Origin of the sequence: Agrobacterium sp. DSM 25558 (assembly GCF_900100825.1) — a bacterium.
Lineage (GTDB): Bacteria > Pseudomonadota > Alphaproteobacteria > Rhizobiales > Rhizobiaceae > Agrobacterium.
The window spans coordinates 37,643-60,994 of the sequence record NZ_FMUD01000012.1; the positions used below are offsets into that span (position 1 = coordinate 37,643).

The 23,352-nt window shown below is 57.6% G+C and carries 23 protein-coding genes and 2 pseudogenes; 8 read left to right on the plus strand and 17 right to left on the minus strand.

Translation table 11 applies throughout. The features are described from left to right. Window positions 1–5: 5 nt before the first annotated feature. The 13 genes from DSM25558_RS12235 to DSM25558_RS12295 all read right to left on the minus strand — a co-directional run bounded on the left by DSM25558_RS12235 (window position 6) and on the right by DSM25558_RS12295 (window position 12,847). Entirely contained in the window at window positions 6–503 is a 498-nt protein-coding gene (locus DSM25558_RS12235) for a RidA family protein (RefSeq protein WP_077105045.1), read from the minus strand. 47 nt (window positions 504–550) lie between these two features. After that, window positions 551–1,756, minus strand: a complete 1,206-nt coding sequence (locus DSM25558_RS12240) for an amidohydrolase/deacetylase family metallohydrolase (RefSeq protein ID WP_077105046.1) — start codon at window positions 1,754–1,756, stop codon at window positions 551–553. A 1-nt stretch (window position 1,757) separates the two neighbouring features. Continuing rightward, entirely contained in the window at window positions 1,758–2,636 is an 879-nt protein-coding gene (locus DSM25558_RS12245; RefSeq protein WP_077105047.1) for an ABC transporter permease, read from the minus strand. Window positions 2,637–2,649: 13 nt separating this feature from the next. Continuing rightward, a complete protein-coding gene (locus tag DSM25558_RS12250; protein WP_077105048.1) occupies window positions 2,650–3,591 on the minus strand; it encodes an ABC transporter permease in 942 nt (313 codons plus the stop codon). Window positions 3,592–3,675: 84 nt separating this feature from the next. Then, on the minus strand, window positions 3,676–5,205 hold the full coding sequence (locus DSM25558_RS12255; RefSeq protein WP_077105049.1) for an ABC transporter substrate-binding protein: 1,530 nt from the start codon (window positions 5,203–5,205) through the stop codon (window positions 3,676–3,678). A 95-nt stretch (window positions 5,206–5,300) separates the two neighbouring features. Further along, window positions 5,301–5,528 (minus strand): hypothetical protein, encoded by a 228-nt coding sequence (locus DSM25558_RS28830; RefSeq protein WP_077105050.1) that lies wholly within the window; start codon window positions 5,526–5,528, stop codon window positions 5,301–5,303. A gap of 111 nt (window positions 5,529–5,639) precedes the next feature. Beyond that, on the minus strand, window positions 5,640–6,542 hold the full coding sequence (locus DSM25558_RS12265) for a TIM barrel protein (RefSeq protein WP_077105051.1): 903 nt from the start codon (window positions 6,540–6,542) through the stop codon (window positions 5,640–5,642). A 14-nt stretch (window positions 6,543–6,556) separates the two neighbouring features. After that, the gene (locus DSM25558_RS12270) at window positions 6,557–7,315 is read right to left on the minus strand and encodes a glycerophosphodiester phosphodiesterase family protein (protein WP_077105052.1); all 759 of its coding nucleotides are present in this window, start codon (window positions 7,313–7,315) and stop codon (window positions 6,557–6,559) included. A 14-nt stretch (window positions 7,316–7,329) separates the two neighbouring features. Continuing rightward, window positions 7,330–8,211, minus strand: coding sequence for an ABC transporter permease (locus tag DSM25558_RS12275; protein ID WP_083716428.1), 882 nt, complete (start codon window positions 8,209–8,211; stop codon window positions 7,330–7,332). Between the two features lie 11 nt (window positions 8,212–8,222). After that, on the minus strand, window positions 8,223–9,149 hold the full coding sequence (locus DSM25558_RS12280; RefSeq protein WP_077105053.1) for an ABC transporter permease: 927 nt from the start codon (window positions 9,147–9,149) through the stop codon (window positions 8,223–8,225). A 10-nt stretch (window positions 9,150–9,159) separates the two neighbouring features. Then, window positions 9,160–10,086: an ABC transporter ATP-binding protein gene (locus tag DSM25558_RS12285; protein WP_200800750.1), complete on the minus strand. Its 927-nt coding sequence runs from the start codon at window positions 10,084–10,086 to the stop codon at window positions 9,160–9,162. 56 nt (window positions 10,087–10,142) lie between these two features. After that, complete coding sequence (locus DSM25558_RS12290) at window positions 10,143–11,138, minus strand: ABC transporter ATP-binding protein (RefSeq protein ID WP_077105055.1); 996 nt, start codon at window positions 11,136–11,138, stop codon at window positions 10,143–10,145. 74 nt (window positions 11,139–11,212) lie between these two features. Next, on the minus strand, window positions 11,213–12,847 hold the full coding sequence (locus tag DSM25558_RS12295; RefSeq protein ID WP_077105056.1) for an ABC transporter substrate-binding protein: 1,635 nt from the start codon (window positions 12,845–12,847) through the stop codon (window positions 11,213–11,215). 204 nt (window positions 12,848–13,051) lie between these two features. Here DSM25558_RS12295 and DSM25558_RS12300 point away from each other — a divergent pair, with 204 nt between their 5' ends. From DSM25558_RS12300 to rsgA, 3 genes are all read left to right on the plus strand, one after another. Then, the gene (locus DSM25558_RS12300; RefSeq protein ID WP_077105057.1) at window positions 13,052–13,999 is read left to right on the plus strand and encodes a sugar-binding transcriptional regulator; all 948 of its coding nucleotides are present in this window, start codon (window positions 13,052–13,054) and stop codon (window positions 13,997–13,999) included. A gap of 214 nt (window positions 14,000–14,213) precedes the next feature. Continuing rightward, window positions 14,214–14,390, plus strand: a complete 177-nt coding sequence (locus DSM25558_RS28975; RefSeq protein ID WP_167397928.1) for a hypothetical protein — start codon at window positions 14,214–14,216, stop codon at window positions 14,388–14,390. A 54-nt stretch (window positions 14,391–14,444) separates the two neighbouring features. Beyond that, window positions 14,445–15,467, plus strand: a complete 1,023-nt coding sequence (gene rsgA, locus DSM25558_RS12305; RefSeq protein WP_077105058.1) for a ribosome small subunit-dependent GTPase A — start codon at window positions 14,445–14,447, stop codon at window positions 15,465–15,467. Window positions 15,468–15,608: 141 nt separating this feature from the next. On the opposite strand, the pseudogene DSM25558_RS29310 reads toward rsgA, so the two are convergent. Together DSM25558_RS29310 and DSM25558_RS12315 are read right to left on the minus strand one after the other, a co-directional pair. Further along, a pseudogene (locus tag DSM25558_RS29310) lies at window positions 15,609–15,991 on the minus strand (hypothetical protein). 1 nt (window position 15,992) lies between these two features. Continuing rightward, window positions 15,993–16,406: pseudogene (locus tag DSM25558_RS12315) on the minus strand (aminopeptidase P family protein); the annotation flags it as partial. Between DSM25558_RS12315 and DSM25558_RS12320 the strand changes: the two are divergent. Further along, window positions 16,384–17,127, plus strand: coding sequence for an amidohydrolase family protein (locus DSM25558_RS12320; protein ID WP_077105059.1), 744 nt, complete (start codon window positions 16,384–16,386; stop codon window positions 17,125–17,127). The pseudogene DSM25558_RS12315 and the gene DSM25558_RS12320 overlap by 23 nt on opposite strands. 62 nt (window positions 17,128–17,189) lie before the next feature. Here DSM25558_RS12320 and DSM25558_RS12325 read toward each other — a convergent pair whose 3' ends face one another. Together DSM25558_RS12325 and DSM25558_RS12330 are read right to left on the minus strand one after the other, a co-directional pair. After that, a complete protein-coding gene (locus DSM25558_RS12325) occupies window positions 17,190–18,455 on the minus strand; it encodes an FAD-dependent oxidoreductase (RefSeq protein WP_077105060.1) in 1,266 nt (421 codons plus the stop codon). Then, window positions 18,448–19,266, minus strand: a complete 819-nt coding sequence (locus DSM25558_RS12330) for a shikimate dehydrogenase family protein (protein ID WP_083716431.1) — start codon at window positions 19,264–19,266, stop codon at window positions 18,448–18,450. The genes DSM25558_RS12325 and DSM25558_RS12330 overlap by 8 nt, the downstream gene beginning before the upstream one ends. 111 nt (window positions 19,267–19,377) lie before the next feature. On the opposite strand from DSM25558_RS12330, the gene DSM25558_RS12335 reads away from it, so the two are divergent. From DSM25558_RS12335 to DSM25558_RS12350, 4 genes are all read left to right on the plus strand, one after another. Then, on the plus strand, window positions 19,378–20,310 hold the full coding sequence (locus tag DSM25558_RS12335) for a LysR family transcriptional regulator (protein WP_077105062.1): 933 nt from the start codon (window positions 19,378–19,380) through the stop codon (window positions 20,308–20,310). Then, entirely contained in the window at window positions 20,303–21,211 is a 909-nt protein-coding gene (locus DSM25558_RS12340) for an alpha/beta fold hydrolase (RefSeq protein WP_077105063.1), read from the plus strand. The genes DSM25558_RS12335 and DSM25558_RS12340 overlap by 8 nt, the downstream gene beginning before the upstream one ends. Then, a complete protein-coding gene (locus DSM25558_RS12345; protein WP_077105064.1) occupies window positions 21,201–22,181 on the plus strand; it encodes a LysR family transcriptional regulator in 981 nt (326 codons plus the stop codon). The genes DSM25558_RS12340 and DSM25558_RS12345 overlap by 11 nt, the downstream gene beginning before the upstream one ends. 102 nt (window positions 22,182–22,283) lie before the next feature. After that, on the plus strand, window positions 22,284–23,306 hold the full coding sequence (locus DSM25558_RS12350; protein ID WP_077105065.1) for an ABC transporter substrate-binding protein: 1,023 nt from the start codon (window positions 22,284–22,286) through the stop codon (window positions 23,304–23,306). The last annotated feature ends 46 nt before the right edge of the window (window positions 23,307–23,352 follow it).

A 23,352-nucleotide genomic window follows, 5' to 3' on the forward strand; every position in this document is an offset into this window, starting at 1 on the left:
TGACGTTACCCGTGCAATGCCACGATGGCTTCGATCTCGACCGTGATGTTGCCCGGAAGCGAACCAAAACCGACCGCGGAGCGGGCATGCTGCCCCGCCTCGCCAAACACGGCATTGAAAAGATCGGAGCAGCCGTTGATGACCTGCGGATGATCCAGAAAATCAGGAGCGGCATTGACCATGCCGAGCAGTTTCACGACACGGCGCACGCGGGACAAATCGCCCAGCGCGTCGTGCATGACCGCCAGCAGGTTGACGCCAGTCAGCCGCGCATCGGCATAGGCCTTTTCCGCTGAAACGTCCGTTCCGACCTTGCCGGTGTGCATGAAACCATCGGCCTCGCGCGGGCCTTGGCCGGAAAGATACAGCATGTTGCCTTCGATGACATGCGTTACGAAGTTGGCAATGGGCGGCGCTGGCGGCGGCAGTTTGATGCCGAGCGCGGCAAGCCGGTCATAGGGCGTTTCAGCCTTTGCTTCTGACTTGATCGGGGACTGGGTCACGCAAACTCCTGTGTCATGCGAAATTCGTTGTTCATGTCTGGCAGCACTCAGCGATAGGAATAACCGTGGCTGTGGCGAACCAGTTTGCGCGCGCGCGGAATGTAACGGCTGGCAACAGTGGCCTCCGCGCCAATGACAGCATAACTCGGCTCGAACAGCTGCTTCAGTTGCGAGACGTCGCCATTGGAATCCGTCGCTTCGAGATCGGAATCGATAACATCGAAAATGGTGAAATCGGCGCGCGCGCCAACCGACAGGCGGTCTGCCATATCGAGCTTGATGACTTCGGCAGGTGCATGTGTGACGGCGTTGACAACCTTGTCGAAAGGCATGCCGACCGACAAAAGCTTCGACATGGTCGTCGCCAGATCCCAAACCGGGAAGTTCATGGAATGGCCGTGGAGATCGGTGGAGATGGAATGTGGCAGCAAGCCGCGCGCAATCGCCGCTTCCGCAACTTTGAACGAAAAGGACGCGCCGCCATGGCCGATATCCAGCCGCACGCCTTCCGATGCGCAGCGTTCAGCGAGGTTGAACAGGTCTTCGTCTTCCAAAATGGATGACCCCGCCTTGCCGTTGAAGCAGTGCGTGACGACATCGCCGGGGCCGAGGATTTCCAGCACTTCGTCATATAGCGCAGGCGGTTCACCGACATGCACCATCATCGGTATCTTCAGGATTTTGGCGATCTTCTTGCCGAGTTTGACCGGCGTCACGCCCCATGAGCCGGTGATAACGTGGCTCGCACGCACCTTCAGCCCAACGATGTGTTCGCTGTTTTCAGCATAACATTCGATGATACGATCAAGATCGATGTCTCTAATGTCACGCAGTTCCGCCACACGGTTGCAGGCGACAAGCCCAATGGAACCGAGATTGAGGAAGGCTTTGATGCGCTCCTTGGATGGCTCGATGATATATTCACGGAAGCCATGAAAATTGGCTTCACCGGCAGAACCTGCATCGACCAACGTGGTAACGCCGCGTTCCGCACCGCATTCCGAAGGACGGATCGATATGTCTGTGCCGCCGTGCCAGATGTGGACGTGCAAATCCACCCATCCGGGGGAAATCCATGCGCCCTTGCCGTCAATACGGGTGGCATCTGCGGGAGCAGCGATGGACTGACCGATGGCGGCAATCTTGCCGTCACCGCCGACCAGAATATCGGTCGTGCCAGTCTGTGCGCTATCGCCAAAAGCCATCGGCTTGACGTTGGTGAGGAGGAGCGGTTTTGCGGTTTCCCCTGTCATATTACAAATCCCTTCGCAGTCTTGGATCGAGCATGTCCCGCAAGCCATCGCCGACCATTTGCAGCGATAGAACGGAAAGAATGATGGCAAAGCCGGGGAAATAGGTCATCCAGTCGGCCTGCCCGATATATTGGCGACCGCTGGCGATCATGGTTCCCCAGGTTGGAATTTCAGGGCTTACACCGAGCCCGAGAAAGGAAAGACCAGCCTCGGCCAGCATGGCGCTGGCAAACAGGAACGTTGCCTGCACGAGGATCGGCGAGAGCAGATTGCGCAGCACATGCCGCGTCATGATGTGGAAGGTGGAGATGCCAAGCGCCTGCGCGGCTTCCACATAAGGTAGTTCACGGATCACCAACGTCGAGGCGCGGACGATGCGGGCAAGACGCGGTGAGTACACAATCGACAGTGCGATGATGACGGTGGTGAGTGATGGGCCCAGCGCGGCCACCAGCGCGATGGCAAGAAGAATATCCGGAAAGGCCATCATCGCATCGATCAGCCGGGCAATTGGCGTATCGAGTTTCTGGAAGAAACCAGCCAGAAGTCCGAGCGTCACACCGATAGCCGCCGACAGCACGACGACTGAGGCACCAATCAGCAATGACAACCGCGCGGAATAGATCGTGCGAGAGAAAACATCGCGACCGAACTCGTCTGTGCCAAACCAGAAGATTTCACTTGGAGGTTTCAGCCGGTTGACGATGGAAAGCTTCGATGGCGAGTAAGGCGCGATCCAGGGCGCAAGCGCCGCCAGCACAACGAAGACGACCAATATGATGAGGCCAAAGGCCACAGTCTTGCGCTTCAGGAACCGCCGCAGGAACTTGGAGCCTTCGCTGGCGGCGGGTTTCGGCGTGGTTGCTGAAATATCGACCATCCGTCGCGCCCCCCTAATAACGCACACGCGGATCGATTGCCAAGTACAGCATATCGATTGCGAAATTGATGAGGACGTAGAGCGCCGCAATGACCAGCAAAGCCCCCTGAATGACCGGATAGTCCCGTCGCAAAACAGCCGACACCACCAGACTGCCCACGCCCGGGAGACCAAACACCGTTTCGCTAACGACGGCGCCAGAAATCAGCACGGCAGCCGTCAGGCCGATGACGGTCAAGATAGGGATCAACGCGTTCTTCAACGCGTGTTTGAGAATGACGCGGCGCTCAATCAGGCCTTTGGCCCGAGCGGTGCGAATATAGTCGTCGCCGAGGACATCGAGCATGGAAGCGCGCGTGAAGCGCAGGATAAGCGCTGAAGAGACAATGCCGAGCGCAAAAGCGGGAAGTGTCAGATGATACATCCGTTCCATGAAGCTAGATCCCGGCCCGCCATAACCGGATACCGGAAACAGGTTCAGCCTTACCGCAAAAAATTGCATGAGAATGAGGCCGAGCCAGAAGCTTGGTATGCTGGCCGCCAGCATGGCAATGGTCGTTGCCGCCTGATCGATAAATGAGCCGCGGCGATAGGCTGCATAGATACCGATGGGCAGCGCTATGACGCTGGCGATCAGAAGCGAGAACAGCGTGAGAAAGAAGGTTGGCTCAGCCCGCGCCATCAGCGCAGAGGTGACGGGCATGTTGAGAAAGATCGACTGGCCGAGATCGCCCTTTAGCATCTGGCCGATATAGATCAGATATTGCACGATAAGGGACTGATCCAGCCCCAGCCGCATGCGCAAATCGGCAATGTCCTGCGCGGACGCATCTGGACCCAGCATGACAGCAGCGGGATCACCCGGCGTGACGCGCACAATGACGAAGACGATGGTCACGACGAGAAACATCACGACGATCATGCCGAACAGGCGCTGGAGAATATAACGGATCATAGATGTCTCTCTTCATGCTCCAAGACGGAACCAATTTCGAAACCGGAGCCGCGGCAAGGCGGTATCCGGCCGATCGAAAAAGCGTTACTTCTTGATTGATGCATTCCAGAAATACGGCCATGGAGCGGGGTCGACACCCTCGACCTTCTTGGCCTTGGCGGTCAGACCGTTGAAATCGCCGATCTTCATGTAAGGAATTTCCGCATACATGGCCTTTTGTACATCAGCCCACAGCGCAACGCGCTTTTCAGGGTCGGATTCGGCCGAGAAGGCTTCGACCGTCTGCTTGCGCAGCGGCGTATCCCACCAGCCGGGAGATGTTGGGGCGAGCGAACCGATCAATGCCGGTTCCGGCAAAAACGGGCTGTGGGTAATGTAGATATCCCAAAGCCCCTTGTCGGCGCGGCGCTGTGTCAGCGTTGCCCAGTCGACGACCTGCATATCCACCTTGAAACCGGCGAGCTTCAGATATTCGGCTGCGACCTGCGCCATCTTGTAATGGAATTCATACTGACGGCTGGTCAGAATACGGATCGGCTTTTCGCCGTCATAACCAGCTGCCTTGGCAGCTGCGGCAGCGCCTTCGGGGTCGGCAAGATTATAATTGCCCTCGACACCTGCATTGGTATTCCAGACAAAATTCTTCGGATAGATATCGCCATCCAGCGCATAGAAGTCGGTGCTGCCGAAGGCCGCAGCCATCATGTCTTCCATGCTGAGCGCTTGGCGAATGGCCTTACGAATGGCGACATCCTTGGCAATGCCTTCTGCTGTGTTGAACACGAAAACAGGATAGCCGAAGGGCTTGAGGACTACTGGCTCTGTGACGGAAGACGACTTGATCTTGTCAAAGGATTCGACCGGGAGACTGTCGATATAGTCATACTGTCCGGAAACTGCCGCTTCCACACGCGTATTCGCGTCCGGCACCGGCACGAAGCGGATCTCATCCAAATACTGATGGCGCGCACCACCATATCCGTTGCTTTCGCCGGACCGTGGGGTGTAACCATCGAAGCGCACGAGCTGAATATACTGGTCGGCTTTACGCTCTTTCAGCATATAGGGCCCGGTGCCGATGAATTCTTTCATCGGCTCATCCTGCTTTTCCGCGGGTAGAATGATTGCCGCAGAATTGTTGAAGGCGAGCAGTGAAACAAGCGGCGCATAGGGCTGCTTCAGCGAAATCGTCACCGTGGATGGATCTGTTGCTTCGATCTTGTCGATAAAGGAAGCCGCCTGCTTGCCGCGCGATGCAACCTTGATCCAGCGGTTCAGTGAGGCCACAACATCATCAGACGCCATGTCCGAGCCGTCATGAAACTTGATGCCGGAGCGCAGCTTGATGGCATAAGTCTTACCATCAGCGCTGATCTCCGGAAGGCTTTCAGCCAGCAGAGGCGTTGCCTTCCAGTCCTTGTCGAACGTGTAGAGCGTCTCAAACATATGCTGCGTCACGATCCCGACCAAATCCGCAGTCGAAGCCATCGGGTCCAGTGTAGGCGGCTCGCCAATCGTCGCTACATTGATCACGCCGCCCTTTTCCTGAGCGAACAGAAGCGAAGGTGTTGCGACAATAGCCGTGGCAATCAGAAATGCTAACTTGAGTTTCATGCAGAGCTCCCGGTTTTCACTTGTTCCATTATTATGTTATTTAGATTGTTATAACAGAATAACCGAAAGCGCCAATGTGTCAATCGGCTTGTCGCTCACGTCGAACGTCGCACGTGATCAAGCTCTGCACTCGATACGTCATCATTTTTGACTGGTGTTGGTTTGCTCTCGGAAGCGAGGATGGCGAACATATCTGCGACCGATTTCGGCTTTGGTGTACGACCGCTCCTGTCCTTAATCACAGCCAGGCTGATGTTCTGGTGGCCCAACATCACGCATTTATCGCTAAGAATGACGACGTCATGACTATGATTGGTCGTCATTCTAAATTTTGCGTGGGATAGCTACACGGATGTGCCGCCTATAGGCTTAACGCGTCGTGATCGGCAAGCGGGTTCGCGAACAACAGATAAACGCTTAGAAGCGGCGAGTATTCAGGATCTGTTCCGATTATATTCGGCAATCAAGTTTTTAGCGCGATTCAAGCTTGCAGGTTGTTCGGCGTGATAACGGCGACCTATTTCCATCATCATGACCGTTTCGGGCAGGAACGTCAGCTCCGAAAAAATGTCTTCCCAATCGATGTCGCCCCAACCGAGTGGCATATGGAGATCACCAATGCCGAGCGCTGTGTTCTCTTGAAGATGATACGGCTTATAGAAAGCCTGTGGGCGGCCGAAGCTATCGTGCACATGCAGATGTCCGGCAACCGGTGCCATGGCGCGCAACTCCTCGCGGAAATTCAGGCCGCGATAGGTGGATTCGATATAGGCATGGCTGAAATCGATCAGCGCCACGAGATTGGGGTGACCAACTGTTTTGACGGTCTCAGCGATCTGCGTTGGTGTCTGGCGATATTGGCCGAGTTCCGTGGTAAAGATGTTTTCGAACGCGATGCGCACGCCATAAGGCTTGCAGAACTCCGTCAGTTCAAACAGGGCTTCGCGTTCGCGGCTGTCGGCATCGGCGCGTTCCGCCAGTTGGTCGGCACGCAGGCATCCGCCGTGCTGGACGAGTATGCGAGCACCGATACGGTCGCAAACAACGGCGAGCGCTTTGGCGGCATCGATCTGGTATCGGCACGTTGCCGGGTCCATGAAATTGGACGAGACGAGACCGTGGACGGTGTAGCGGAAACCGAACTGCTTTGTGATGGCGACGAGCCTTTCGGCACGCTCCTCGATAATGCGCCCACCGGCGATGAGGTCGAGACTGGTGAGACCCAGTTCGACGGTATCGACGCCGATATCTGCGAGGACGCGCAATTCCTGCTCGAGGCTTGCCAACTCGCCGTCTGTGGAGCCAGCGTTAAAGCCGGTGCCGATGATGTTACCCATGGTCGTAGTCCCTCTCAGGCCGGTTGCGTTTGGAGTTGGATGTCGCGGTGCAGCCGCAGCGCAAGGTCAGGGCTGTCGGATGTGAGGTGGCCTATGCCACGCTCCAGCCAAGGTCGGATCAGCGCCTCGTCGTTGAGCGTCCAGACGCCGAGCCGGTGGAGCGGCAGCATTTGCGTGATCAGCGTCCACTCCGCAGCCATCAGCTCATGATGGATGGCGACGATATCGACGAGGCCTTCGACGCTTTTCAGAAAGGCCTCAAGACCGCCCTGCTGTTGCGCCCATTCGGCATTGACAGAAACCAGACGTGCGATGTTCGGGGCAACGCGGCGGCACTCCTCCAGCACCGAAACGTCAAACGATGTGAGGTGGCAGCGGTCTGCGAGACCGAAGCGCTCGATCTCTGCGACCACCTTTCCTGTAATACCAAGATAGGGCTGGTCAGCCTCATCGGATTTGATCTCGACATGGAGCCGCTTGCCATCGGCTTTCGCCAGAACGGCGAGAACTTCTGCGAGCGTCAGCACGGTGTCCGAGGAGCATTCCAAATGCGCTGTCGCGCGGTCTTGCGGCGTCAGCGCACGGACGGGTCCCGTCTTGTCTGTCGTGCGATCAAGCGTGGCATCGTGGATGACCACCAGTTCGCCAGCGTCGGTCAGGTGCACGTCGAACTCGACGGCATCGACATCCAGCGCCAGCACGTTGCGGAAACCGGTGAGCGAATTTTCAGGCCAGATGTCGCGCGCGCCGCGATGGCCGACAATTTTTGTCATTTGACTATCCTTGATTAACGCAGGGTCGGGTCGAGCTTGTCACGCAGCCAATCACCGACCAGCGAGATGGAGAGCGTCGTCATCATGATGACGAAGGCAGGGGCGAGCATGATCCAGGGCGCGCGGGTCAGATATTCACGACCGAATCCGACCATGTTGCCGAGGCTGGTTTCCGGTGGCTGTACGCCAAGGCCGAGGAAGGAAAGCCCGCTTTCCATCAGGATGATTTCGGGGAAGGTCAGCGTCATGGAGACGATCAGCGTTGCGGCGACATTGGGCAGGATGTGGCGCATGTAGACGCGCGCCGGCGTGGCACCCAGCTGCACGACAGCCGAGGCATAGCCCTGAGCACTTGCCGAGATGGCCAGACCACGAGCAATACGGGCGTAGCGCTCCCAGCCATAAAACCCCATCAGGCCGATGAGCAGTGGCATGGACGATCCGAAAAAGGCCAGCACCGCCAGGGACATAACCAGGAAGGGCAAAGCGGCCTGGAAATCGGCCAGCATGAGGACGAATTGCTCGACCGCGCCACGGAACTTGGCGGCCAGGAAACCGAGCGTCGTTCCGAAAACGGCTGAGATGATCGTTGCTCCGAAGGCGATGGTGAAGGACACCCGGATGGACTGGATGAGACGCGACAGCACATCGCGGCCAAGCTCATCGGTGCCGAGAAAATGCGCCGGGTTGCCCGGCAGCGACAGGCGGGCCCGCAAATCCATAGCGGTGATGCCATAGGGACGGATCATGTCTGCGAAGAGGGCAACCAGGATCATGGCCGCAAGCCAACAGATGCCGAAGGTGACGGAGAACGGAATTTTGCGCAGCTGCCGGATGAAACGGCTGAAGATGGAGGCTTCGGGTGCGGGCTGACGGGTTGTGTCTGCGATGGTCATCACTCAAATCCTCAATGGGCTGTCTGGCTGCGAAGGCGCGGGTCCAGCCAGCCGTAGAGCAGGTCCACGATCAGGTTCGACACGACCATGGTGGCAGCGATCAACAGCAGGATGCATTGCACGACGGCGAGGTCCCGGTTGGTGACCGACACCACCAACAGGCGACCGATTCCCGGCCAGGAGAAGATCGATTCCACGACGACGGCACCGGCAATCAGCGTGCCGACCATGAAGCCGACGATGGTGACGATCGGCACGGCGGCGTTGGGCAGCGCGTGCCGCCAGACCACATCCTGCCACTTCATGCCCTTGGCGGAGGCCGCGCGGATATAGGGCTGGCCCATGACCTCGATCATGGCGCTGCGCGAAAAACGGGCGAGGATGCCGATGCCGCCAATGCTCATGGTCAGCGTCGGCAGAACGCCGTGCTGCCAAGTATCGTGGCCGCCGGATGGCAACAATCCGAGCGTGATCGAGAAGATCAGCACCAGCAACAGGCCCATAACGAAGGAGGGAATGGTAAAGCCGAAGATTGCCGCCAGAATGACGCCTCGATCAACCGCGCTTTGGCGGTGAAGAGCTGCATAGACGCCTGCGGGTATACCGATCAGAACCTTGAGGAAAAGCGCGGGGATCGTCAGTTGCAAGGTGGCGGGAATGCGTTCGATGACGAGTTGCATGGCGGATGCCTTGTCGCGCATGGAGACGCCGAAATCGCCTGTCAGGATCGACTTCATATAGGCGAAATACTGCACCCAAAGCGGTTGATCGAGGCCCCAGGCCTTGCGGAAAGCATCGACTGCCTCTTGCGGCACATCGGGGCCGAGCATGATCTGGGCGGGATCTCCCGACATGCGCAGAACGATGAAGGCAAAGGTCATCACCGCGATGATGGTGACAAATGCGCGGAGAAAGCGGACGGATATGTAACGCAGCATGGGATGTTCCTTACGCCGCAACCGGCTGATCGGCACCGGCCACCAGATGGCAAGCAGCGGTGCGGCCACCAGACACCGGCCGCAGTGCCGGAACGCTTGTGCGGCAAAGATCGACGGCAACAGGACAGCGCGGATGGAAGGCGCAGCCGGGTGGGCGATTTGCAGGGTTCGGCGGCTCTCCCTGCAATATCGTGCGCCCCTGAAGGGGCTTGCCGGGCACCGGAACGCTGGAGACCAGCGCCTTGGTGTAGGGATGCAGCGGCGTGGCGAAGATGACGTCGGACGACGCCTCTTCAACGATGCGGCCCAGATACATGACGGCGACACGATCCGCGATGTTGCGCACGACCTTGAGGTCATGGCTGATGAAGACCATGGCGATGTGGTTTTTCTCTTGCAGGTCGCGCAGCATGTTGACCACCTGCGCCTGGATGGAAACGTCGAGCGCCGATACAGGCTCATCGCAGACCAGAAGCTTTGGCCGCGAAGCGAGAGCCCGGGCGATGACGACACGCTGACGCTGGCCGCCGGATAGCTCATGCGGATAACAACCCGCCTGATCCGGCCTCAAGCCCACCGCAGACATCAGTTCGGCCACGCGGGTTGCGCGATGTTCCTTAGGAACAAGATTGTGTATGGCGAGCGGTTCGCCGATCTGTTCGGCAATGGTCAGTCGCCGGTCAAGCGCCGCCAGCGGGTCCTGATAGACAAGCTGCATCTTGGCCCGCAGCGCCCGCCATTCCGCCGTGCCGAGCTTCGGCATCGGCTGGCCCTCGAAAAATGTCTCGCCCCATTGCGGCGGATCGATGCCGAGAAGCATGCGGCCTAGCGTCGATTTACCGGAGCCGGATTCGCCGACAATGCCAAGCGTTTCACCGGGCATGACTGTCAGGTCTATGCCATCGACGGCGCGGACCGGCGTGGCTTTTCCGAACATGCCCTGACGAACTTCATAGGTTCTGACGAAGTCTTTGACCTGAAGGAGAGGCGCGGTCACGATACGGCCTCCAGAACACGGGTTTCCGACGCCGACCTGGTGCCAACCGGGTGGTGGCAGGAGAGCAGGCGGTGATCATCCAGCGCGGTCAGGTCCGGCTGGCGGATGCGGCAATCCAACGCCACGTTGGAACAGCGCGGTGAGAATGAACAACCGTGTGGCAGATCGCGTGGATGCGGGACGGTGCCAGGAATAGGGATAAGCCTCGCGCGCGGGCCGTCCAGCCGCGGAATGGCATCGAACAGGCCGCGCGTGTAGGGATGTCTGGGATTTTCAAACAGTGTCGCAATCGGCCCCTGCTCCACGATGCGACCGGCGTACATGACGCAGGCGCGTTCGCAGACCTGGCTAACCGCACCCAGATCATGGCTAATGAAGATGGTCGCCATGCCGGTTTCAGCCCGAAGGGCGATCAAGAGATCGAGGATTTGCGCCTGGATGGTGGCATCGAGTGCCGTGGTCGGCTCGTCGGCTACCAGAAGGTCGGGCTCTCCGGCCAAGGCCATCGCGATCATCAGACGCTGACATTGTCCGCCGGAAAACTCATGCGGAAAAAGATCGAAGCGATTGCGGGCATCGGGAATGCCAACCATATCGAGAAGGCGCAGCGCCTCTTTTTTCGCGGCATCGCCCATCAGTCCGCGATGAATGGCAAGCGTCTCGGTAATCTGCCTGCCAACCTTGAGAACCGGGTTGAGCGAGCTTGAGGGGTCCTGAAAGATCATGGCGATCCGTTTGCCGCGCACACCTTCCAGCACAGAACGCGGTGCGCCGAGGATTTCTTTTCCGTCGATTTTGACTGAACCAGTGACCGTCGCCTTGCCCGGAAGAAGGCCCAACGCTGCCAGCCATGTGACAGACTTGCCGCAACCGGATTCGCCAACGAGACCGATCGCCTCACCGGGGGCAACATCGAGATCGATACCGTGCAGAACCTGAATACCATCGAAAGCGACTTTGAGGCCGCGCAGTTCCACGAGATTGGAAGCCATGGGAGCTCCTCTCCATTTTCATAAATAAAAGACGCCGGCCGTACAGAGACGGCCGGCGCAAAAGGGTAAAAGGATCAAGAATTCCAGTTGGCGGTGCGGAAATCCATGGCAAAGGCAGGTGCTGCCTTCCATTTCAGTGAGGACTTCATGCCGGTGAAGACGGCGTTCTGGTGCAGAACCTGATAGGCCGGGTCTTCGCGCTCGCAGATTTCCAGCATGCGGGTGATGGCCTTCTTGCGCAAAGCGCGGTCCGTGGAGGTTTCCATGACCACGGAGAGCGTGTTCATCTCTTCGTTAGTCCAGTCCTTCTTCTGCTGAGCTTCACCGTTAGGTCCGAACTGCACGACCAGAGGTGTGATCGGATCGTTGATCGAGTTGCCGGCAGACCAGTCGCGAACGCCCTTGACGCCTTCGGGATCGTGGATCTGCGCCCAGTTTTCCTTCATCTGTATCTCAACGTTCAGGCCAACCTGCTTCCACATCTCCACCATGATCTGCGCCGTCGCAGTCTGGTTGGTGTAGTAGTTGTTGAGCAGGCGGTAAGGGATCGGATCGCCCTTGTAACCCGCTTCCTTCAGCAGTTTCTGGGCCAGTTCCGGATTGAACTCGGGTGTCGTCCAACCATCCACAAACATGTTGGTGGCCTTGAAGGATTCAAATTGCAAACCGGCGGGAACGACGGTCTGACCCGCCCAGAGCGCGTCAACGATCGCCTGGCGATCGATCGAATGCGTCATGGCGCGGCGAACCAGTGGGCTTTTGAGGATCGGGTTCTGAGTGTTGAACGTTGAAATGCGGTGGTTCCAGATGGTGGAGTTCTGCACTTCGAGGCCTGGCGCGCCCTGAATGGCGGAAATCTGGTCAGGTGGAAGGTCGCAGGCAAAATCATATTCACCTGAGAGCAGACCGTTGACGCGAGAGGCGACTTCCGGGACTTCGACGAAGCGGATTTGCTGAAGCGGCGGACGACCACCCCAATATTCATCGAAAGCCGCAAGCGTCAGCGAAACGTCCGGTCTGTAGTCAGCGACCATATAGGGACCGGTCGTTACAGGCTTACGCGCCCAATCGATATAGGTCTTGGCTTCGTCCCAGGAGCGGCGGCTGGTGATCTGGCTGCCGAAGGAGTAGAGGCGGCCTTCAAGCGTCACATCAGGCGTCGCGTTGTGGAAACGAACGGTATATTTATTAACAACTTCGACACCAGCCAGGGCAGGCCACAGACGACGGCCGACACCGGGAACGATGGCGGGCAGTTCCTTGGCGGTCACAGGCTTGTTGTCGTCCTCGAAAACCGTCTTGCCGCCCTTCGGCTCGGTATTGCCGAACAGACGTTCCTTGGAGAAGGAAAAGGCCACGTCTTCTGCCGTCAGTTCATCGCCATTGTGGAACTTCACGCCCTGGCGCAGTTTCAGCTCCAGCGTCTTGTCGTCGATGCGCTTCCATTCTGTTGCCAGACCCGGCACCGGGCCTTGATCGCCCATCCAGTTGCGGTTGATCAGACCTTCCCAAAGGTTCGGGAAGAAAACGCGCTCACCGACGTTCGACTGCTCGTTCCAGATATCCAATGTGTTGTTGTTGGTTATCTTCTGAACAGCGATCGTGACCGAAGGACGAGCACCCTGGCTGAATGACATGCGCGGCAGGATGATGCTGCCAGCAGCAGCGGACATGAGCCCCAGCGCGTGGCGGCGATTGATGGAAAGCATGGATCACTCCTGTATGAACAAAGGACGATACGGACGCGCAGAGACAAGCGCGGTGCCGCAGGCACCACGTCAGGTTCCGTTCAATTCGACTGTCGATTTCGTGTTGAGCGACGGGTAAATCTAAACCTCTTTACCGGCCTCTCGACTTCGATTACCTCTAGGTTACAAATGTTACGCTGTTGTGACATTTGGGAGGAGAAGCATATGCCTTATCAGCAGAGCATGGTGCGCGCTTCGTGGCTGTACCACGTGGAGGGGCTGACTCAGGCTCAGATAGCCGAGCGCATGTTGTTGACACGCCGCAGGGTGAACGAGCTTCTGGCTGCCGCTCTGGATCAGGGGGTGGTGAGGATCAGCTTCAATTCTCCGCTGACGGAAAACGTGGAGCTGGAAGCCGAGCTAAGGCAGCGCTTCGGCCTGACGGATGTCGTCATCGTTCCAACACCGGCCGACGAAGGCCAGACGGCGACCGTCATCGGTCGCGCCGCTGCGATGTATCTTGAGCGATTGATACAAGCAAGCGAGCCAAACGCACTGGGCGTGGGCTGGGGCGCGACGCTACGGGAAACCGTGCACCACATGGCTCCGACAAACGTGCCCAATGTAAAGGTTCGATCTATGATGGGTGGCCTCACCCGTGGCTCTGAGATCAACACATTCGAAATCGTGCAGCGTTTTGCAAAGGTGATGAGCGCAGAATGCCACTATCTAGCGGCCCCGATCTATGCCGATAGCCCGCAGTCACGTGACACGATCGTGGCTCAACCTGTTTTCGACATCCTGCTGCAGGAGGCGACATCAGTAGATATATCAATCCTCAGTGTCGGCGACGTATCATCAGAATCACTCCAGGTCCGCTACGGCCTGCCGCCCGACACAGATATCGGAGACATTAGAGCAGCCGGCGCAGTGGGCGATCTTTTGGGCCGTTATCTGGACAAAAGCGGCATGGAGATCGATCATCCCCTCAACCGGCAGGTCATCTCGCCATCCATCGAGGAATATCGAAAAATTCCCACGCGCATCATTGCGTCCGGGGGGCATCACAAGCATGAAATCTTGAGAGGTTGCATCGTTGCAGGCCTTGCAACAACATTGATTACCGATGCAGATAATGCCGCGTATTTGCTTGACCGTCACGTCAGCGAATGACAGCTGGACCTAAATAAACGACGCGCCCCATCAATCCGTATCTCTTAGGTTATCGCCGTGACGGGATCAGGAACCTCGACCCGGAAAACGCAAGTCGCTTATCGGCCAGTTCGTCTTTTGTACGAACACCTGATAGAAGCATTGATTACTGAGAGTGACGGTCGGACATCATCTTCAGAATTTGGAAACATTGGACCGAAACTGGAGAATATTCATGGGTTGGAAAACACCAAAGTTTGAGTATGTGAATGGTTATAAGATCGTCGAAATCGACGGGCCTGCCTTCGAAGTTTACGATGGCGACCGTCTAATCGGAGACCAATTCCCCTACTCCGGCGAAGCTGCAGCTTATGCAAAATCTTTGCCTAAACGAGATCATCAACGCAACTAGGCAGGAAGCCTTTTAAAAAATGGGCGAACTCTGTCAGCGAATGCGAAGTAAAATTTGACACACTCACATCTTCCCTCAGCCTTGGAATTGCTTGGTTGGTCTGACTTTTTCGCCGATCAGATCAAGCCGACCGAAGCGGACCTCATACCAACGCGCGTTGCCTCGGTTCACCGGGCGCGCATCGAGGCGATCAGCGTCGCGGGGCCTGTGAAGCTGGAGCTTCCAGCCCATGCCAACGTGGCTGACTTCGCGGTGGGAGATTGGGTGCTTGTCGACCCCCTGTCCGACATGCTTGTCAGCCGGCTCGACAGGAAGACCGTGTTTCAGCGACGCCCGGAATTGGGTCGTGCCCAGCAGCTTGTCGCTGCCAACATCGACACACTTTTTATCGTAACATCGTGCAATGCCGATTTTAACATCGACCGTCTAGAACGTTACCTGATCATGGCCAACCAAGCAGGCAGCAAGCCGGTGATCGTGTTGACGAAAGCTGACACTGCCGACGACATCGGCTTATTTCAGGCGCAAGCAGAGGCTTTGCAGCGTGACCTGCCCGTCGTTGCCTTGAATGGGCGCTCTGCCGATGCAAGCACTCTCTTGAAGTCCTGGTGCGGCATAGGCCAGACAATCGCCCTGGTCGGTTCCTCCGGTGTTGGAAAGTCGACGCTGGTAAACACTTTGACGGGACTTGAATCCGATTCACAGCAGAAAACCGGGACCATTCGCGAACATGACGCGCAAGGGCGTCACACCACGACCGCGCGATCATTACATGCTATTCCTGGTGGCGGCTGGGTTATCGATACGCCAGGCATAAGAACCCTCCTCGTCAGCGATGTCACCGACGGGATCGACACGCTTTTTGCCGACATAACGGAAATGGCAGCCCTCTGCCGATTTCGTGATTGTACCCATGCACACGAACCGGGCTGCGTCGTTCAGGCGGCTGTGAAAAGCGGCACTTTGGCACCCAACCGCCTTGAACGCTGGCGAAGCCTTGTGTCCGAAAACCGTGACAGGACGCCCGTTATGAGCGGACCGCGTGGCAACAAGGTCGTTCGAAAAAAGAAATATTAAGGCTCCGCACCCAGTGGAACCTGAAAGCAGGAGCGGTTGCGTGTCCGCTTAGGTGATCGCGACTTCACCTTCGATCAGGAAATCGCTGCGTGCGCTCTTTCCAGCTGCACGCTACCAACCGAGAGAATTACCTCCCGCTCGTCACTCGGCCGCCACCTTCTCAGCCGCCGTCCGGCTTTCCCATTCCTGCGGCGTCAGCGTCTTGATATCGAACTGATCGCGGGTGCGGGTATAAGTGCGTCCACCCATGCGGCCGACGGCATCCATGAGCTGTTGGTCGATATGAAGGTTGGCCGCGTTGACAGCATCACTGCGAACGAAGACGCCAACGACTTCTCCGAGAATGATTCGCGGGCCGGACCGACCTGGAGGGTCGTAAAGCTGAACGGGCCAGCGTTGGGTGTTCCGTCCTTGCTGACCGTTGTGACCAGCGCAATAGGGCGTGGGATGACGGTGCCTATAAGGATTTTGTAGCGTTCCCGCTCACTGAGCTTGGCGAAATCAAAATGGGTGTGTTCGGTCATATCAGGCCTCGGCAGCGATGCAGTGGGTTTCAAGCTGGGTGTGGCGGGAAAGGTTTTCGAACCCGTCCCTCGTGACGACATACATGTCGCCGACATTACAGCCCGCCGACAACGGCTCAAGCCATTGCGTGTGCAGTACGAACACCATGCCCTCTTCCATCCGATCATAGTTGTGGGAGAAGATGTTGAAACTGTTTTGGCCGCCGGCCATGCCGACCGAGTGGCCGATGGGGTTATGCGGCCCATGCGTCGCCGGGTAAACATGCATCAAAGTGCGGCCCTGCGCCTCCCAGTCGATATTCTTGACATATTGGCGCGGGATCAGCCGCTCGCTGCCATCATCCATAGGAGCCCAATTCTAAGGCATGGTGCGGGCTTCGGGTGAAGTCAACATGCCGCGCTCGATCATAGGCTCGACCGTGCATGTTCAAAATGGCTGGAGGTCCGACGATCCGGAGGGAGAGACACGTTGGCTTTCCTCTCTCATCGAAACCGAAAACCTCGCCACTGTCTTTGTCGGCTATGCAAACCTTTCTGCCCCTGACATCGACCGAGTTCTGACCGATCACATCGCCTTTCCTGCGTTCAGGGGAATCCGTCAGATACTGAACTGGCATGATAACCCGCATCTGCGCGTTGCCTCCGCACCTGATATGATGGAGCAGCCGGAATGGAGACGCGGTTTTTCCTCCCTCGCGGGACATCATTTGTCATTCGATCTGCAAATTTACTGGCCGCAGATGGAAATGGCGCTCGAACTGGCGCAGGATTTTCCGCAGACGCAGATCGTTCTCAATCATTTCGGCATGCCGATCAATCGCTCGGCATCCGCGCTTCGCCACTGGTCCACGGCCATGGAACGCCTCGCATCAGCAGACAATGTCTTCGTCAAACTTTCGGGCTATGGTCTTGGCCATCCGAACTGGTTAAAAGCAGACACAATCCCCATCCTTCAAGACACAATCCGCACATTCGGCCCCGACCGCGTCGTGTTCGGCTCGAGCCTGCCGGTCGATCTGCTTTTTTCAAGAGCGGAAAGGCTCGTCGATACATTCGAAGCCGCAATCCTATTTCTGGCACCAGCCGACCGGGAAAAACTCAGGCACGCTAACGCCGAACGAATTTACCGGCGTTAGTACACTTTGTGAGATTACAGTCACACTAAAAAGTTCTCAATATCGCTTTCTTCTCGAGGCTCTCAGATCAAAGCATTTTGGAGAGCGAGCTGCTTCCGAACATCGGACGCCCAAGCGGAGGCCGATTGAGCCCGCAAGGCCGCTGCCGTGCCAGCCGCATGACCGGTCACGAAGGCTGTACCCATCACCCGCAGGGAGCCGTAGGCGGAGGCATCTGCGCCCGCAACTCGGCCGGCGAGAAAAAGATTGTCCGCGCCAGCAGCCTCAACGGACCCCATCGGTATATCGGCAAAACCCTCGCCGCCAAGATGAATGAAGCGCGCCCGTCCAGGCGCTTCGTGAACCTCCATCGGCCAAGCGGCACGACCGATGCCATCGTCGCGACGCTCCCCGTTTTTTAGCGCCGTACCCGTCAAATCTTCACGCGAGCGTGGCCGACGTGTTTCACGAATACCAATCTGCGGTCCCGTAGCTGCTATGAATGCACTTTCAAACCCCGACATCTGTCGCAGCAATTGCAGGTTCCTCCACGCTTCCAGCCGCGCTTGGCGCTCGGCCGCCCCTAAACTGGCACCGCTGAGACCGTCGGTCTCAAGATCGATCGTCATCCACCAATAATCGTTCGATGTTGGCAGCCGCAGCATCACACCGCCGTCCAGACGGTGGATCGGGGCATCGGAGCTGGCATTGTGCTGCGCAATCAGCTGTGCCATTCGCGCCCGGTCAAACGGCACGTCAGCCGCAACCCCGCCAATGCGAACCGGCATCGATGCAGGCTGGACATGATCGCCTGCCATGCTGTCGGTCGTCATCTCAAGTCCCGCCAGCGACGCCAATACGGCATCACCACTGGCATCGACAAATGCGTCGGCTGTGATCTCGTAGCTGCCAGCATGATCGGTCAACGTGATGGCGGAAATACCGTTCGGTTCGGTAGCGACAGCGGTGACACGACTGTGCAGCAGGACATCCAAACCAGAGACATCTGTCATCCGGTCGAAGGCGAATTTAACCGCCTCCGGGTCTAGCATGACGATCCAGTTCCCACTGCTCGATCTGATCGGGGTGATGTCCTGACTGATCCCATCAAGCGTGGCCAGCAGATCCGCACCGATCCCGCCCACTGCAAAAATAGGCTCAGGACCCTTCAGGAAGAACCCGCAATAGGCAAGCACCAGCGAATTGGCCGCAGCGCCCCCAAGGAAACCGTAGCGCTCTATCAGCGCGACTTTCGCACCCATCCGGACGGAAGCCACCGCCGCACTCATTCCAGCCGCCCCACCTCCGACGACCACGACGTCATATCGACCACCCCGCGCGTTAAACATCCGATGATCCCTCTTCGATCAGACCCATCGCTTTAGCGAGCGCAAAAAGCTGTGCTTTGGCCATTTCTTTACCCGTCTGGATTTTCAGGCCACGCCGCCTTGCCAGCATCAGTAACGGCGTAATGTCTGGACTGGTCACGACATCTGCCACCAGCCCGTGCGAGGGCATCATTGATAGAATGGAGTCCGGCACCGGCAGAGGATCGTCCGGATGCATGCCGGAAGATGAAGCGTTGACGACGAGATCGAAGCCGTGCTGGGGCATCGCTCCGCCAGAAACCGTGACGGCTGGGAACGCAGTGGCCAAGCGAGCGGCCAGATTGGCGGCACGATCTTCGTGGCGATCGGAAATAGCAAGATGCGAAACGCCGGCCGTTGCAAGCGCATAACCAATCGCGCTGCCCGCAGCCCCTGCCCCGACCATCAATATGGTTTTGCCTGCCGGTTCAAAACCATGTGTTTCGGAAGCCTTGAGAAAACCCTCCCCGTCGGTCATGTCCCCGGAAAGGCGACCATCGGCATGTCGTCTCACCACATTTGCGACGCCGAGGAACTGCGCCGTGGCGCTGAGTTCATCGACCAAGCCTGCGACTGCCCCCTTGTGCGGAATGGTAACGACGAAGCCGTCAAGATTCTGCCAGCCACGCACAGTTGATACGAAATCGGCCACACGATCGGGAAGGAGATCAATGGCGATCATGGCCCTATCCGCTCCCTCATCGGCAAAGTAGCGGTTGAAATTATCGGGTGATTTCACCTGGGATATAGGTGATCCGATGATCGCCACCAGACGTGTTTCGCTACCAATCACGACGCTCGCTCCCTGTTTCGCAACGACGATAGGAAGCGCCGGCTATTGACGCCAATACAAATTTAGGCTGATGACATAACTTCAACTTATAGGATGGAGGCGCTCGCACGGATGAATAATCCCAAGCTCAAAGAGCGGCAGATAGAGATTTTTCGCACGATCATGGCCACGAATTCGCTGACGGCGGCGGCCCGTCACCTTGGCGTGTCGCAGCCAAGCCTGTCTACCGCCATCAAACGGCTGGAAGATCAGCTTGGAATTGCATTGTTTGCACGCATTTCCGGCAGGCTTGTGCCGACGCAGGAAGCAGAGCTTATTCTTGCCGAAGTCGAGCGCGTCCATCAACAATCCGAGATGTTGTCAGAGGCCATCTATTCGATTGCCCGTGGGGATACCTCGACTTTTCGCTTCGGGTCGACGCCGAGCCTTGGCATGCGGCTGATCCCGAAAGCGCTGAAACGTCTGCAACAGGAGGGAGCGGCTGGCACCTATTATAGCGACTCTCTATCGCAGCGGGACGTCCGCGATTACCTGCTGTTCGGTCAGGGTGCCTGCGTCGCGACGATAGCGGAAGTCAACGATCCCGTTATCGAAACGGCACGAATAGCCAGTGCTGGCCTCGTCTGCGTGGTACCAAATGACCATGCTCTGGCTGGCCGCAAATCAGTAACGCCGCTGGCACTTGCAAACGAATCGCTCATCTCTTTCGGCACTACCACGACGCATGGTCTTCTGATCGATGAAACCTATCGACGCTGGGGCGTGTCCCGGACAACGGCGGTCTATGTACACTTTGTCGAGGCTGCCCTGTCTTTCGTGACCGAGCGCATCGGCATCACAATTCTCGACGCCTTCTCGGCGATAGATTGCGAAGTAAATGGGCTCGTGGCAATACCTGTCGAAAACAGTGTCACTGTTTCCGGTTACGTCCATATCTGCCATCTTCGTCCGCGACAAAGGGGCGTCGACAGCCTGATCAACGCATTGCGGGACATCGCTGCAGTGACGATCAACACGCAAGCAGGACCGAAAATCGATGCATAGACGCGCAAACGACCTATTCCCCGGTTTCAAAGAGACACGTATCGAGACTCCAGACGTTGATTTTGCTGTCCTGACTGCTGGAACTGGCCCCGCAATCCTCTTGCTACACGGCTATCCCGAGACCCGCACAGCGTGGCATCGGATCGCGCCCGCGCTGGCTGACGCGTATACCGTGGTCATTCCAGACCTGCCGGGCTATGGCGACAGCCGCACGACTGGCAACGCGCAAGGCATGGGCTCCAAACGCCACATGGCAAAAAACCTGCATGAGATGATGTTCGCGCTGGGACATCGCCGCTTCGTCGTCATCGGTCACGATCGCGGTGGCCGGGTTGCCTATCGGATGGCGTTGGACTTCACCAATGCCGTCACGGCATTCGTTTCTGTCACCGTCGTTCCGACGCCGGAAATGTGGGAAGGTGCCAGCAAGGCTTTCGGCATGGGTGCCTGGCACTGGTTCATGATGGCCCAACCGGCACCGCTGCCGGAAACGCTGATGGCGGCAGATCCGCGTTTCCTCATCGACCTGACGCTTGGGAAAATGGCAGAGAATATTGAATTGATCGATCCGCTGGCGCTGGAAGACTACAGGCTCGCCTTCGACAATCCCGACGTTCGCCACGCCATGTGCGAGGACTACCGTGCTGGTGCAACGGTTGACGAAGCTGACGATCTTGCCGACCGCACTTCGGGCCGGAAAATCCAGGTGCCGGTTCTGGTGTTGTGGGAAAAAGACCGGCTCTATGGCGGAGGCCGCAAGCCACTCGACATATGGGCTGATTGGGCAACCGAGATCGAAGGAAAGGGCATTGGTGGCGGCCATCTGCTGCCCGAGACCGCGGCTGTCGAAGTGCTCGAAGAACTGCGGCCATTTCTTAGGAAGACCGCTAATGCCCCATGATGAAGATGATAAAGAGCTGGTCTCCCAAGGCTCTGGCGATGGGTTGCTGAGCCTGCGGCAAATGGAAGTTTTCTACGCGGTAATGCAGGCGCGCTCCATCACGGGTGCGTCCAAGGTTCTCAACGTTTCCCAGCCAGCGCTCAGCCGCACGATCCGTCGCATCGAGGACCTGCTTGGTATTCCGCTCTTCACGCGCGACCGCAACGGTCTTGTACCGACCTCTGAAGCACTGGAGATATATGCCGAGATCGATCCGCTGATCCGGCAATTGACCGGTGTCGGAACGCAGATCGGCCGCATAGCCCGTGGCGAAACGGCGGTATTCCGCGTCGGCTCGACAGCAAGCGTGGCGCGTGCTCTAGTACCGCAGGCTTTGCGCACCTTATCCGTCGAAGTGCCAGGGATCGAGTTGTTCTTCGACGTGTTGCCAGTCGACCAAATCGAGGAATATCTGATTACCGGACGTGGTGAAGCGGTGGTGACGATTGCCTCGCCCGACCATCCGTTGATTGCCGTCGAACATGTCGGGCGGGTCGATCTGGTGGCCGTTATTCACAAGAGCCACGACCTTGCCAGTAAATCCATCATTCGTGCGGCTAATCTCGCTGATATGGATTTCATTGCCTTTGCCGCAGGTGGCGCTCACCAAACCGTCGTTGATCACTTTCTCAGCCGGGAAAAATTGAAGGTCAACACGCGGGCTGTCGCACGGTTTTCTGATACCGCATTGGCGCTGGCGAACGAGGCGATGGGCATCGTGCTTGTTGACTACGTCACGACGCTCGGCCCAGTCGGCAGCAACCTCGTTGTTCGGCCCATCGAGAACGCGCCGCAATTCTCGATATCTGTTCTGTGGAACCGTCGCCGCTCGCATTCCGCCAATTTGCGCAAACTCGTTGAGATTCTTACGCGACGATTGGCCGATCTGCCACCACTCGACCGATTGCAAAACTCCATCGACATGCCTTAAAGGCATGGGAGACATAATCATTGTTCGTTGTCTTCCTTTTCAGTCGGTGGCAATGAAAGCATAAGACGCGTCAGACACGTCATCCTTGGGAGGAGAATTGGAATGAATGTATTTTTGAACCGCCGTCAGGCGCTTATCGGCATGGGCGCACTCGGCAGCGCAGCAGCCTTCGGCTTGCCCGCACGGGCCGCCACACGTAATCTCGCGGTCCTTCATCTTGCCAGCCATGCTCCAAGCTTCATCGCTTTTGAGCGCGGCTACTACAAGGAGGCCGGACTTGATATCGAGCTGAAATTCTTCGAGGCCGCTCAGCCGATGGCCGTAGCGATCGCTTCCGGGGATGCGGATTTCGGCGTGACCTCCATGAGCGGTGGTCTCATCAGCCTCGCCCAAAAAGATGCCATCAAAGTTATCGGCGGCGCACTGACCGAGGAGAAGGGCGTCACGGGCGCAATCATCCTCGCATCGAACAAGGCCTATGACGCTGGCCTCACAGACCCCTCCAAGCTCTCCGGCAAAAGCTTCGGCATCACCACGGCAGGCTCCTCCTTCCATTTCATGGCCCACAAGATTGCCGTCGCCAACAACATCAAGCTGTCCGACATGCAGTTGCGTCCGTTGCAAAAGCTGGGTGCCATCGTTGGTGCACTGACGACAGGTCAGATCGATGCCTGGGCGATCCAGCCGAATGTGGCCAAGAAAATGATCCGCGAGGGCGCTGCCAAACAGATCGGTCTGGTCTCCGACTACGCACCGGATTATCAGGTCACGACAGCCTTTACCTCAACCAAGAATGCAGCCAGTGAACGCGAGATGACAACAGCATTCGTCAAAGCCTATTCGCGGGCAATTGCGGATTACAATGCTGCGTTCGTGGACAACAAGGCTGACGACGCCGAGCGCGATGCTCTGGCGAAAATCGTCCATAAGTACGTCGAAAGCGACAGTCCGTTCGAAGACGCCAAGCAGAACCTGGTCGATGGTGCGATGCGCATCAATACCGATCTGGCGCTGTCGCTTGGCAGCTGCGTTGAACAGCTAGACTGGTTCAAGGCCGAAGGCATGGTCAAGGACGCAATTACCCACGAACAGCTCTTCGACGCGTCCTACGTCAAGACGATTTGATCAGCCTGCTATTTTCGCGAAGGCCTCACGGCCTTCGCATGGAGGA